Origin of the sequence: Pectobacterium sp. F1-1 (assembly GCF_025643735.1) — a bacterium.
GTDB lineage: Bacteria > Pseudomonadota > Gammaproteobacteria > Enterobacterales > Enterobacteriaceae > Pectobacterium > Pectobacterium colocasium.
In genome coordinates, this window is record NZ_CP104733.1 from 2167739 (window position 1) to 2181320 (window position 13582).

General features: G+C 49.0%; 10 protein-coding genes. 9 read left to right on the forward strand and 1 reads right to left on the reverse strand.

Annotated elements, in window-relative coordinates:
• Window positions 1-371: 371 nt before the first annotated feature.
• A complete protein-coding gene (locus NAL19_RS09545; protein ID WP_225087947.1) occupies window positions 372-629 on the forward strand; it encodes a hypothetical protein in 258 nt (85 codons plus the stop codon).
• A gap of 177 nt (window positions 630-806) precedes the next feature.
• On the opposite strand, the gene NAL19_RS09550 is transcribed toward NAL19_RS09545, so the two are convergent.
• Complete coding sequence (locus NAL19_RS09550; RefSeq protein ID WP_263059531.1) at window positions 807-1847, reverse strand: IS630 family transposase; 1041 nt, start codon at window positions 1845-1847, stop codon at window positions 807-809.
• 332 nt (window positions 1848-2179) lie between these two features.
• On the opposite strand from NAL19_RS09550, the gene NAL19_RS09555 reads away from it, so the two are divergent.
• The 8 genes from NAL19_RS09555 (at window position 2180) to ogl (ending at window position 13423) form a co-directional block, all read left to right on the forward strand.
• Window positions 2180-4348, forward strand: coding sequence for an EAL domain-containing protein (locus NAL19_RS09555; RefSeq protein ID WP_263059532.1), 2169 nt, complete (start codon window positions 2180-2182; stop codon window positions 4346-4348).
• A 163-nt stretch (window positions 4349-4511) separates the two neighbouring features.
• Entirely contained in the window at window positions 4512-6257 is a 1746-nt protein-coding gene (locus NAL19_RS09560) for a sensor histidine kinase (RefSeq protein ID WP_225087950.1), read from the forward strand.
• The gene (locus tag NAL19_RS09565; protein WP_263059533.1) at window positions 6254-7003 is read left to right on the forward strand and encodes a LytR/AlgR family response regulator transcription factor; all 750 of its coding nucleotides are present in this window, start codon (window positions 6254-6256) and stop codon (window positions 7001-7003) included. The genes NAL19_RS09560 and NAL19_RS09565 overlap by 4 nt, the downstream gene beginning before the upstream one ends.
• Before the next feature lie 184 nt (window positions 7004-7187).
• A complete protein-coding gene (locus NAL19_RS09570; RefSeq protein WP_263059534.1) occupies window positions 7188-8411 on the forward strand; it encodes an OFA family MFS transporter in 1224 nt (407 codons plus the stop codon).
• A 241-nt stretch (window positions 8412-8652) separates the two neighbouring features.
• The gene (gene ugpB / locus NAL19_RS09575; protein WP_263059535.1) at window positions 8653-9990 is read left to right on the forward strand and encodes a sn-glycerol-3-phosphate ABC transporter substrate-binding protein UgpB; all 1338 of its coding nucleotides are present in this window, start codon (window positions 8653-8655) and stop codon (window positions 9988-9990) included.
• Between the two features lie 30 nt (window positions 9991-10020).
• Window positions 10021-10866: a glycerophosphodiester phosphodiesterase family protein gene (locus NAL19_RS09580; protein WP_263059536.1), complete on the forward strand. Its 846-nt coding sequence runs from the start codon at window positions 10021-10023 to the stop codon at window positions 10864-10866.
• 167 nt (window positions 10867-11033) lie between these two features.
• Entirely contained in the window at window positions 11034-11915 is an 882-nt protein-coding gene (gene htpX, locus NAL19_RS09585; RefSeq protein ID WP_263059537.1) for a protease HtpX, read from the forward strand.
• Window positions 11916-12256: 341 nt separating this feature from the next.
• On the forward strand, window positions 12257-13423 hold the full coding sequence (gene ogl, locus NAL19_RS09590; RefSeq protein ID WP_225087956.1) for an oligogalacturonate lyase: 1167 nt from the start codon (window positions 12257-12259) through the stop codon (window positions 13421-13423).
• The last annotated feature ends 159 nt before the right edge of the window (window positions 13424-13582 follow it).

Below are 13582 nucleotides of genomic sequence, written 5' to 3' on the forward strand. Positions count from 1 at the left end.
ATCAAGCGCGTATTAATCTTGTTTAAAAAAAGCTCCCGTTATCTTTCCTTGCTGTGCGCAAAAAACACGCATGAATACAACTTTGAAAACGATTTAAGTTGTTATCTATAGCGGCAAGCCCATTTGAATAGGTGAGATAACGTCGGCATACAGAAGTGCGATTGCTCGACTATCAAAAATCCTAATAAGTATCAGGCGGTCATAGTATCATCTTATTCCACCCCCTGATTTACTCTAAACGTGTGTGTCACTTGATCTAAATCACAATCCGACGGTATGCATTTTGCTTTTATGGAAATCCCGTTGTGGGAAATATAACCAATAAATTCGTTTCATTAAGCATGCGCATGACTGCGTGTCGCGGAGGATGTATGTCTGTAATTCGCACGTGTTTAAGTCTGTTTGGTGGTGATACGGTAATAGTTCGGTGTGCAAATACATTTGAAGTGCAAATGAGCAATGGTGAACAGGAAGCATTGGCTGAAGAGAATAGTGCTACGCAGGATTCTATTTGTCGTCATGCGGAAGGCGAAGTGTATTTAACGGTGCCTTATACCGGGATTTGGGATGTCGTCATCCGAGCAAAAAACGACACGCCTGAGCATTCCATAACCTATTTTCCTGCCTGATGATTTCCCGGTTGGTTATATTCTGTTAATAACTTGATAATATGTTTCGTTATCCAGTCGTGAAAGTTTGAATATACCAACCGTCCCCCCTTTCTTTTTTGCTTCCATCCTGCAACGTTGTGAGTGCGTCGCTATCTTTCTATTTCGCTTTTCACCTATCATCTTAAATGACTTCGCCTAATACCGCTCCACTTTAGCCAGACCATGCTGATTGCCGGGGAACGGTGAAGCGGCATTCATAAATAATTTTACCTGTTCCAGTAACTGCCACATATACCGGCACTGATGGTTACGCGTTATCGTTTCGTGTAACGACAACCACAGCAACTCGATTGGATTTAGCCACGGCGAATACGTGGGCAGGAACAACAACCGGAACTTCGTATTTTTTTCCAGCCACTTTTTCACCTTGTGGCTTTTATGAATGATGTAATTATCAACGACCAGCGTAATGGTTTTCGCTCGCCGATATGTCCGCCGTAATGTCTCTAACAGATTGATAAATAAATCAGAACACTTTTTACTGCCGCCAACGTAATGGACTCGTCCCGTATCCGAATGCAGTGCCCCTGCCAGATAATACTTTTGGTTCTGTCCCGGCGTAGTAATACGTTTCTGTTGCCCTTTGAGCATCCAGTCTGCACCGATTTTCGGGTTCAGGTCGATATCTACTTCATCCTGATAAAATACCGGATGGTTCGTCTGCTTCTGGGAGACGGCCTGTTCGATGGCGAGTCGCTTTTCCTCATAATGCGGGTCTTTGATTTTCAGTGTTGGCGCGGCTCTGCGCCAGACAATACCCGCTCGTCTCAGATAGCGATGTAACGTGGAAGGATGAAGCGTCACGTTAAAAAGCCGGTTAATGATAAGTGCCAACAACTCGGTACTCCAGCGGGAGCGCAGCCAGCCAAAATCCTGAGGAGAGCGTTTAATAAGAAGCGGTAGCATATGCAGGATATCAGCGACTGGCCAGCGCGGTGCTCGTCCGGCTTTGAGGCTCTTTAGACCTTCAACACCATGTAAAGTAAACCAATTTATCCATCTTCCAACCGATGAGCGGGCCGCACAAAGCAGTCTGGCAACGTCGGTGACAGTCATTCCCCGATGCAGCATCAGTATGGCGATGAGTCGTCTGGAGTAATTTTTATCATGTGTCTGTTGGGCTTCTTTACGCATTAGTCGTCGTTCTTCATCAGGGATTGCTGCTATGATCGGCATCGCTCAGTCCGGTTGGTGATTTGTTTTGATTTGGCGATTGATCAGATCGCATAACTCGGACTGAGTTCCCTTCAAGTGATCTACTATTTGGCAAAGTTATTTAATTGATACTTCCACTTGTTATTATTAATGATTTGAAGGGATGATAGAGTCTTGATCTTTTGCCATACTCAACACTCAGCCACCATGTGTCGTGATTCTAGGCAAGAGAAGGGCTTTGGTTTGATAACGCTGGCCCGCTGTTCTTATCGTGCTCATTGCTGCAACATTTTGGATTTATAGCTAAATTTTTGTCTAATCTGAACATTAAATACGATGGGAGGGGGGAACCCATGAGCCGTGCCCCGGTAAGCAAAGATGAAGACAAACGTCTTGCTGCTCTTCGTGAGTATGGAATTAAGAACGTATTATTTGACCCGAGTTTGAGTAACCTGATTAGTCTGGCCGCTAACATCTTTAGCGTACCTATCGTTTTGGTGTCGTTGGTGGAGGCTGAGCGCCAACTGTTTGCTGCCAGCTTGGGGGTTCCTTTTTGCGAAACCCCTCGTGATATCTCTTTTTGCGCGCATACGATCCTGAAGAAAAAAATCATGGTAGTGCCTGATGCACTCAAGGATGCGCGTTTTAAAAATAATCCTCTGGTTGTGGGGGTTCCCTACATTCGTTTTTATGCCGGTATTCCCTTAATTACGCCGTCCGGGCATGCCATTGGTACCTTATGTATTATCGATTTGAAACCCAGAGCGACATTCAGCAAACGTGACGAGCACAATTTGCAGGATCTGGCTTCATTAGTGATGGATAAGCTGGAAATGCGGCGTTTGGAGCTGGCGCGTAAAGCCAGTCAGGTTCGTTTTGAAAATATTGCCAATACCTCGCCTGATACCATTCTGTGCGTTAATGAGAAGGGGATGATTACCTTCTGGAATACTGCCGCGGAGCATATGCTGGAATACACTGATGAGGAAATCATTGGCCGCAGTATTAATACCATTGTACCCGATGCCTTTGTTGTACAGCTTAATCACTTGGTTGCCGATCGTGATTCGCTGATGAAAGGCGTGACGCTGGAGCTGAACGTGCAAGCCAAAAGCGGTAGCCTGGTTCCGGTCGAACTGTCAGTTTCGATGTGGGAAGACAACAACAATGTTAGCTATGGCGCAATATTGCGCGACATTACAGAGCGGCGGCGCAATGAAGAACGCCTGTTTTTGCTGGCGCATCTGGATCCGCTTACTGGATTGGCAAACCGCACACTGCTGACATCCAATCTGGAAACGGCGCTAAAGAATGAACCCGCGGTCTGTATCATGATGGTCGATCTGGACGGGTTTAAAGATGTGAATGACAGTCTGGGGCACTCCAGCGGCGACAATATTCTGGTGCACGTCGCTAAAAAAATAAAAGCCACGGTTCGCTCCGGTGATGTTGTGGCACGCATGGGTGGAGATGAGTTTGCGCTGTTGTTTCCCGGCCTGAATGATAAAAAAGTCGCGGGGAAAATTGCTGAGCAAATTATCCATGAAATTTCGCAGGCGATGATTATTGACGATCATCAAATCAATATTAGCGCCAGCATTGGGGCGGTGCTGTACCCAGAATATGGCCTGACTGTGCAGGATCTTTTGACCAGCGCGGATTTAGCACTGTATCAGGCGAAGTCTGAAGGTCGAAACTGCTACCGCTTTTTTACGCGCGAGCTGCTTGAGGTCTTTCAGGCTAAGCATGCCTTCCAGTTAGAATTTGTGCGCGCTTATGAGCAGAATGAATTTGAGATGTTCTACCAGCCACAGGTAAAACTGGCGACAAATGAGATCGTTGGTGCAGAAGCGCTGCTGCGCTGGCGTCACCCGGAAAGAGGGTTACTTGGTCCTGCTGCCTTTCTTACCGCATTAGAAAATGGCCCGTGGGCTGAGCGAGTCGGTGATTGGATCGTCGAAACGGCATGTCGGCAGGCGGCGGAATGGTGTCGGGAAAACGACAGCTATTTTCGCATCAGCATTAATCTTTTCAGCGCACAGTTTCGTACCGGTATGTTGGCGCAGAAGATTATGGATATTCTTGCGCGTACAGGATTGCAGCCAAGCTCGCTGGAGCTGGAAATCACGGAAAATATCATCCTGCGTTACGATGAAAACATGCTGCAACCGCTGAAGGCGCTGCGCGAAGCGGGGATCGGTATTGCTTTTGACGACTATGGAACGGGCTACGCGTCGCTGAGTATGCTGAAAAATTACCCGGTGACTCGGTTGAAGATCGATCAGACTTTTGTCAGAACCATGTGTGAATCTCCTCCGGACGCGGCGATTGTCCGGGCGATCCTGTATCTCGGGAAAAGTTTTGGCCTGGGCGTGATTGCAGAGGGGGTAGAAACATTAGAACAGAGCGAACGACTGCGGGGTAAAGGGTGTGAGGAAGCGCAGGGATACCTGTTTGGGCATCCGATGCCTGCGGAGGAATTTACTCAGCTACTGAAATTGAATAAACCCATAGACGTTTAAGGTAGTAAATAGACGGATAGCGGTTGTGGTATGTCTTTCTTAAAGGCCAGCGTCCGCTGGCTTTCATAATTCCGCACGGTACACGCGGCTAACAGACTAAAAAGTGGAATCCGGATCACATTTTTTCTATAGTGCAGGCTTGTAAACCTGTACCGGATGTCCCGTGCACGAAATATTTGAGATGCTCCTTGCAGTCTTCGACCGCGCCGCACTGATGCTGATTTGCCTGTTTTTCCTGACCCGAACACGTCAGTTCCGGCAATTGCTGCAAAAAGAGCAGCATTCGCCGGGAGAGCGTGCGACGGTGACAGCCATTTTTTCACTGTTTGCGCTGTTTGGTACTTACTCCGGTATTAATGTTGAAGGGTCGCTCGTCAACGTGCGCGTCATTGCCGTGATGTCTGGCGGTATTCTCTTCGGCCCCTGGGTGGGGATTGCGACGGGTATCATTGCGGGAGTGCACCGCTATCTCATTGATATTGATGGCATCACCTCCGTACCTTGCCTGATTACCAGCATCATCGCCGGTATCACTTCTGGCTACATCAATAAGAAAGTCAAAAAAGAGCAGCAGTGGAGCATTGGAATCCTGGGGGGGATGCTGTGTGAATCGTTAACGATGTTGCTGGTGGTAGCATGGGCGACGCCGATCGCGTTAGGGTTGGATATTGTTTCAAAAATTGCGGTGCCGATGATTCTCGGTTCTGTCTGTATTGGCCTGATTGTGTTGCTAGTGCAGAGTGTGGCGAATGAAAAAGAGGTGATTGCGGCCAGACAGGCCAAGCTTGCGTTGGATATTGCACATAAAACACTGCCGTATTTCCGCAATATCAACAGTGATTCGCTGACGGCTATCTGTCGCATCATTCGTACTGAAATTAATGCGGACGCGGTGGCGATCACGAATACGCAGCATATTCAGGCTTATGTGGGGATTGGGGAAGAAAAATATAATATTGGCCACGACATTATCAGCCCAATGACGCAACAGGCGATTCATGACGGAAAAATCATCATTAAAAATAATGATGAACAGCACCTGACGCCGGAAATCCACTCGATGATTGTCATTCCGCTGTGGGAGCACGGGCAGGTAACTGGTACGCTAAAAATCTATTATCGCCATGCCCACAAAATTACCTATTCATTACGCGTGATGGCCGTCGGTTTATCACAAATCATGTCAACGCAAATTGAAGTATCCCGTACCGAACAGCTACGTGATATGGCAAATAAGGCGGAATTGAGAGCGCTGCAAAGTAAAATCAACCCACACTTTCTTTTTAATGCGCTGAATGCGATTTCCTCGTCTATTCGTATTAATCCCGATACCGCGCGTCAGTTGGTGATCAATCTGTCACGCTATTTACGCTATAACCTCGAGCTTAACGATGATGCGCTGATCGATATAAAAAAAGAGCTGTACCAGATACAGGATTATATCGCGATTGAGCAGGCGCGGTTTGGCGCCAAGCTGACGGTGATTTACGACATCGATGACGATCTGGCGTATAAGATTCCCAGCTTATTAATTCAGCCACTGGTGGAAAACGCGATTGTGCATGGTATTCAGCCTTGTCGAGGGAAAGGCACGGTGGTGCTATCCGTGAAAGAGCAGGGTGATAGGTTGCTGGTGGCGGTAAAAGACACGGGGCACGGTATTAGTCAGGAAACGATGGATCGCGTGGCGCGTAATGAGTTACCGGGGAATAGAATTGGCTTGCTGAATGTCCATCATCGGGTTCGCTTGCTTTATGGCGATGGCCTGCATATTCGTCGTCTGGAACCCGGTACTGAAATTTATTTCTACATTCCACGAGAAGAGAAAATACCGTCGGCCTTGCCGGATACCATTCAGGTGCCGTCGTCGGGATATTCTGCTGCTGAACAAACCGGAGGCAACCCATGAAAGCCATTATTGTTGAAGATGAGTTCCTCGCGCAGCAAGAGCTGAGTTACCTCATCAAACAACACAGTGATATTACGATTGAGGCGACATTTGATGACGGGCTGGATGTACTGAAGTATTTGCAGCATAACGAGGTCGATGCGATCTTCCTGGATATCAATATTCCCTCATTGGACGGCGTCTGGCTGGCGCAAAATATCAGCAAATTTGCGCATAAGCCCTACATCATTTTTATTACGGCGTACAAAGAGCATGCGGTGGAGGCCTTTGAAGTCGAAGCCTTTGATTACATTCTTAAGCCGTATCATGAATCACGCATCGTCACGATGCTGCGTAAGCTGGAAGCGACCTGGCAACAGCGGCAAATGGCTCCCGCTGTCGACACTGGCGCGTCTTCTGGTGCGCCGAGAAGTGCGCAGCACACCATTAACCTGATGAAAGACGAACGCATTATCGTCACGGATATCAACAATATCTACTATGCCGCGGCGCAGGAAAAGGTCACGCTGGTTTATACCCGACGTGAGGAATTCATCATGCCGATGAATATTACGGAGTTTTGTAGCCGTTTGCCGGAAGAGTACTTTTTCCGCTGTCACCGTTCTTATTGCGTCAACCTGACAAAAATCCGTGAAATTGTGCCGTGGTTTAACAACACCTATATTCTGCGATTGAACGACCTGGATTTTGAAGTGCCGGTAAGCCGGAGCAAGATAAAGGCGTTCAGGTCATTGATGCGCCTTTAAAGGCATTTCATTCCGCGTTTCAGGCATCTCATTCCCCATTCGATCAATCACTGTCAGCCCGCTTGTATACTGGCTTCAGCCCATAAGTTGACAGTGTTTTGATGGATTTTTCCTTCTCCACATCAGCTTATATTTTTTAGCGTACCGAGTGAATCGGACCAATTTTTGATGTAGGGAAAAGCCCATGAATACCAAACCTGCTAATCGGGGATTAATCGTTCTCGGTACCATTATCACCCAAATGGGACTCGGTACGATTTACACCTGGAGTTTATTCAACCAGCCGCTGGTGGATAAATTCGGCTGGACGCTGAGTTCAGTGGCGACGACGTTTTCCATTACCAGTTTCTGTCTGGCATTTGCTACGTTGTTTGCCGGTAAGTTTCAGGAGCGCATTGGCCTGCGCCGCCTGACCATGATCGCCGGTATTGCATTGGGTGCGGGGCTGATGGCGAGTGCGGTGAGCCCGTCGCTGACCCTGATTTATTTGCTGATGGGTGTGGTTGTCGGTTTTGCTGACGGTACGGCTTATATCACGACGCTATCCAATCTGATCAAATGGTTCCCGAATCGTAAAGGGCTGATAGCAGGCATTTCTGTTGGTGCCTTTGGTACCGGCAGCTTGCTGTTCAAGTACGTCAACAGTTTTCTGATTGCGGAAGTGGGCGTGTCAGAAGCCTTCTTCTACTGGGGTGTTATCGTCATGGCGATGATTCTGGTCGGGAGTTCATTGCTGAAAGAGCCTGCTGCGGTGCCAGCTCAGAAGACTGCGGTTCAGGGGCAGACACGTGATTTCTCGCTGGCTGAAATGTTGGCAACGAAAGAGTCGTATTTGCTGTTTATTATCTTTTTCACCGCGTGCATGAGCGGGCTGTATTTGATCGGTATTGTGAAAGATATCGGCGTGCAAATGGCCGGAATGGATAGGGCGATGGCGGCCAATGCGGTGTCGGCGATTGCGATTTTTAATACCGTGGGCCGCATAGTCCTTGGCGCGCTTTCCGACAGTGTCGGGCGTATGCGGGTCATCAGCTTTACGCTGTTCGTGACGATTCTTGCGGTCTCCGTAATGACGTTCCTGCCGCTGAATCCGCTGCTGTTCTTTATCTGTGTCAGCGCGATTGCTTTCTGCTTTGGTGGCAATATCACCGTGTTCCCAGCGATTGTTGGTGACTTCTTTGGCCTGAAAAATCACAGCAAAAACTATGGCGTCATTTATCAGGGATTCGGCATTGGCGCGCTGTCGGGTTCGTTTATCGCGGCGCAGCTTGGAGGCTTCCAGGCCACATTTACGGCAATCATCATCATGTCTGTCGTTTCGCTGCTGATTACTCTGTGGGTCAAACCACCTAAACATCAACCGGTTAGTGCTTCACTGCGTGCAGATATGGCTCACGCTCAAAGCTAATCGAATACCGTGGCGGGCAGCCGATGTTCTGCTCGCCACAAGATTGTGCTGACATACACCCTTTCTCTCTCTGCTGAAATATCGCGATACAGTTCATCACCTCTCCAGTCATCTACGTGTCACAGGCGAACCCTAGCGTCGTTATTAGCACGCCTTTTTCCTAAAACACGTTTTCCAAAAATGAAATTTTCCTAAAAATAACGCGATTTTCCTAAAAACAAATCGTACCGGAGAAAACATCATGATGACTCGGTTTAGGTTCACATCTGTTTTTTTGATGCTGCTAAGTGTGGTCTTGCTCATTCCGCGGTCTGCCAAGGCGGCTGTTGAGCTGACGTTTTGGCATGGCATGGACAGCAATTTGAATACGGAACTGATTCGGTTGGTTAACCGATTTAATGAATCTCAGACGACATACCACGTTGAACCCATCTATAAAGGCAGCTATGAGCAGACGCTGGCTGCGGGAATTGCCGCGTACCGCACCGGTAACGCACCGGATATTTTGCAGGTTTATGATGTCGGTACACCGAATATGATACATAGCGGTGCGATCATCCCGGTGTTCGAGCTGTTCAAGCAGGTTGGTATCGAGAATGACAAAAAGGCCTTTCTGCCCGCAGTGGCGCTGTTTTACAGCGACAGCCAGACCGGACATCTGATTTCCCAACCATTTAACAGTTCAACCCCCGTTCTCTACTACAACAAAGATGCATTTAGTAAGGCAGGGCTCGATCCTGATAAGCCGCCACGGACCTGGACGGAGCTGGCGTACGACGCGGCGCGGCTGCGTCAGAGTGGAATGACGTGCGGCTATACGAACGCAGGGCAGCAGGGTTGGATATTGCTGGAAGCGTTTAGCGTGTGGAACGGACTGCCGATCGCGACGAAAAACAATGGCTTCGACGGCGTCGATGCGCATCTGTTGGTGAACGGTCCGTTGCAGGTCGCACACATTGCCCAGCTTGCGCAGATGATGAAAAAGAATGAATTCAGCTATTTCGGCCGCAATGATGAAGGCACCGCCCGCTTTTATAACGGCGACTGCGGCATATTGACCGCCTCATCGGGTGGATTACGCAAGATTCAGAACTATGCCAAATTTCACTACGGTGTCGGCATGTTGCCTTACAGCGAAGAGGCCAAAGGTGCGCCGCAGAATTCGTTCATCGGAGGAGCAAGCCTCTGGGTCATGAAAGGCAAAGCGGCCTCGCATTATCAAGGTATTGCTGAATTCCTGCATTTCCTGACGCTGCCAGAAAATGCCGCTGAATGGCATCAGATGACAGGTTATCTGCCGGTGACGCAACCCGCTTACGAACTCACGCGCGAGCAAGGGTTTTATGTCAGATACCCCGGTAGCGATGTCGCTATGAAACAGCTCACCAACAAACCGCCACTGCCTTATACGCGCGGCTTCCGTTTGGGCAATATGCCGCAAATTCGCACCATCATGGATGAAGAGCTGGAGAAGGTCTGGGCAGAACAGGAAACACCACAGCAGGCGCTGGACAATGTGGTTTCGCGGGGCGATCGCCTGTTGCAGCATTTCGCGCAGTCGGTTTCCCGTCATTCGTGATATTCCCCGTTTATTTGGAGCTTTCGACTGATGACAAAGCAAAATAAAGGTAGGGTTCAGGGCGTGATCGCGACGCAAAACGCGACGGTTCTGGCTGTGGCACATCGCGGCGTTTGGGCATCGGCGCCGGAAAATTCGCTAGCGGCGTTACGCGAGGCGATTCCTCTGGGCGTTGATGTCGTGGAGATTGATGCGCAATTGACGGCAGATAGCCACGTTGTCGTGATTCATGATGATACGCTCGATCGCACGAGCGATATGCGAGGTCGCATTAGCCAGATGACGCTGGCGGAAATCCGTCAGGCGCGTTTGCGCGGGAGTGACGGCGGCTCTGCATGGCCATTGGGTGATGAAAAGGTGCCGCTGTTGTATGAAATCCTCGAAGAGGCGCGAGGGCGGGTTGTCATCAACGTAGATGTAAAACATGAACGTGAATTTGGCGTGATCGCCCGCGATATTCGCGATAAAGGTCTAAGTGCGGGCGCGATCATGAAAAGTCCCGTTGATCTTGCGGCTACTCATTTTCCTATTGCTTCCCCAGCGTGGGATACCCAGATACCTTATATGCCGATGGTCCATCTCAAACGGGGGGAAACCGTCGATATTCTGCGGCAGGTTGATGATATTGGCATCGCCATTGTGGAAGCTAATTTTGATCATATTGATGCGGTGACCGAAGCGTATGCCGAGTTTCAACGGCTTGGGGTGCGGATTTGGGTGAACACGCTGGATTGCTCGCATTCTCTCGACTATAGCGATACGCACGCCTTAGCGGATCCTGACGCCGTATGGGGAGCATTAATTCGTGCTGGGGCGGGCGCGATTCAGGTCGATCACGTCGACGCGTTTATCGATTTTCGATCAACGCTGTTGTGATAACGCAGCAGGATTAACATCAGATAGGACGCCGCTTTCCTTTTGAAAAGTGTAAAGTTATGTGGATTTAGTAACTGAAAAGTTAAGAATGCTTGAAAATGCCACGGCAACCCATACGATGTATGTGTTGCAAACTTTATCTTTCTGCGAGAGGAAATCAGACCTTTATGATGCGTATTGCGCTTTTCCTGATCACCAACCTGGCGGTGATGTTGGTTTTCGGGCTGGTACTCAGCCTGACGGGAATTCAGTCCAGCAGTGTCCAGGGCTTAATGATTATGGCTGGGCTGTTTGGCTTTGGCGGTGCGTTTGTTTCACTGCTGATGTCTAAATGGATGGCGTTACGGTCCGTTGGCGGTGAAGTCATTGAACAGCCACGTAACGAAACCGAACGTTGGCTGATGGAAACCGTTCGTACACAGTCACAGCAGGCGGGGATCGCGATGCCGCAGGTGGCTATCTACCATGCGCCGGACATCAATGCCTTTGCGACGGGCGCTCGTCGTGATGCATCGCTGGTGGCGGTCAGTACCGGTTTGCTGCAAAACATGAGCCGTGACGAAGCGGAAGCGGTTATTGCGCATGAAATTAGCCACATTGCGAATGGCGACATGGTGACCATGACGTTGGTGCAGGGCGTGGTTAACACCTTCGTTATCTTCATCTCTCGTCTGATCGCTCAGGTTGTTTCCGGGTTCCTGTCCGGCAACCGTGATGAAGGGGAAAGCAGTAACGGTAACCCGCTGGTTTATTTTGCTGTCGCGACCGTGCTGGAACTGGTGTTTGGTATTCTCGCCAGCATTATCACCATGTGGTTCTCACGCTACCGTGAATTCCATGCGGATGCGGGGTCAGCCAAGCTGGTGGGGCGTGAGAAAATGATCGCTGCACTGCAACGTCTGAAGACCAGCTATGAACCGCAGGAAGAGAGCAGCATGATGGCTTTCTGCATTAACGGAAAATCGAAATCCTTCAGCGAACTGTTTATGTCTCACCCGCCGTTGGATAAGCGCATTGAAGCGCTGCGCTCCGGTGATTACCTGAAGTAACTCACGATATTTTCTTCCCAAAGGCCCGTTCGGGCCTTTGTTATTTCTGCGTTTCTTGATCCAACAAACCTGCGTTTTCTCTGTTCGTGTGTTTTCATTAGATCTGAAACAGGTGGTGAAAATAGGAAGAATGTTTTATAAAATAAAACCACGATCACGGAAAAATGAAACATTGTTTCTATAATGCCGATATAACAGGCGTCTCGCGTGAGATTGGTGGCCTGATTTTTGAACAACCGGTGTCGGGGTAACCCGCTTGCTGGGCGATCGGAATGTCAGGTTATCGAAGAGTATGCGCGTGTGGCGTCAGATTCTTCATGATAAGTTCTAAGGATTTACGGATGGCCAAAGGTAACAAGATCCCCCTAACGTTTCATACCTACCAGGATTCAGCAACCGGCACCGAAGTTGTGCGTTTAACCCCGCCCGATGTTATCTGCCATCGCAACTATTTCTACCAGAAGTGCTTCTTCAATGACGGCAGCAAGCTGCTGTTTGGCGCTGCGTTTGATGGCCCGTGGAATTACTATCTGTTGGATTTAAAAGAGCAGAGCGCTACGCAACTGACGGAAGGCAAAGGCGACAACACCTTTGGCGGCTTCCTGTCCCCGAATGACGATGCGCTGTATTACGTTAAAAATACCCGTAATCTGATGCGTGTCGATCTGGAGACACTGGAAGAGAAAACGATTTATCAGGTGCCTGACGACTGGGTCGGCTACGGTACTTGGGTCGCCAACTCCGATTGCACCAAAATGGTCGGTATTGAGATCAAAAAAGAAGACTGGAAACCACTGACCGATTGGAAAAAATTCCAGGAATTCTACTTCACTAATCCTTGCTGTCGCCTGATTCGTGTCGATTTGGTCACGGGCGAAGCGCAGACTATCCTTCAGGAAAACCAGTGGCTGGGTCACCCAATCTACCGTCCGGGTGATGACAACACCGTAGCTTTCTGCCACGAAGGCCCGCATGACCTGGTTGATGCCCGTATGTGGTTTATCAACGAAGATGGGACCAACATGCGTAAAGTGAAAGAGCATGCTGAAGGCGAAAGCTGCACCCACGAATTCTGGGTGCCGGATGGTTCAGCGATGATTTACGTCTCTTACCTGAAAGACGATAGCAATCGCTATATCCGCAGCATCGATCCGGTTACGCTTGAAGATCGTCAACTGCGCGTCATGCCGCCGTGTTCTCACCTGATGAGTAACTATGATGGCACGCTGTTGGTCGGTGATGGTTCCGATGCGCCGGTCGACGTGCAGGACGATGGCGGCTATAAAATCGAGAACGATCCGTTCCTGTATGTTTTCAACCTGAAAACGGGCAAAGAACATCGTATTGCACAGCACAATACATCCTGGGAAGTGTTGGAAGGGGACCGTCAGGTGACTCACCCACATCCTTCTTTCACGCCGGATAATAAACAAGTCCTGTTTACTTCTGACGTAGATGGCAAACCTGCGCTGTATCTGGCGAAGGTTCCTGATTCCGTCTGGAATTAATAATACTAATAAATCCGCGTCACATTTTATGGCGCGGATTATTTTAAAATATTTACTTACATATTATTTTATTAAGTCTCTGACGCGGTTATTTCTCAAACTTAACTTGATTATCGTTGTTGCTCCATTGCCATAATCAAAGCGTTCCCTTTATACTAA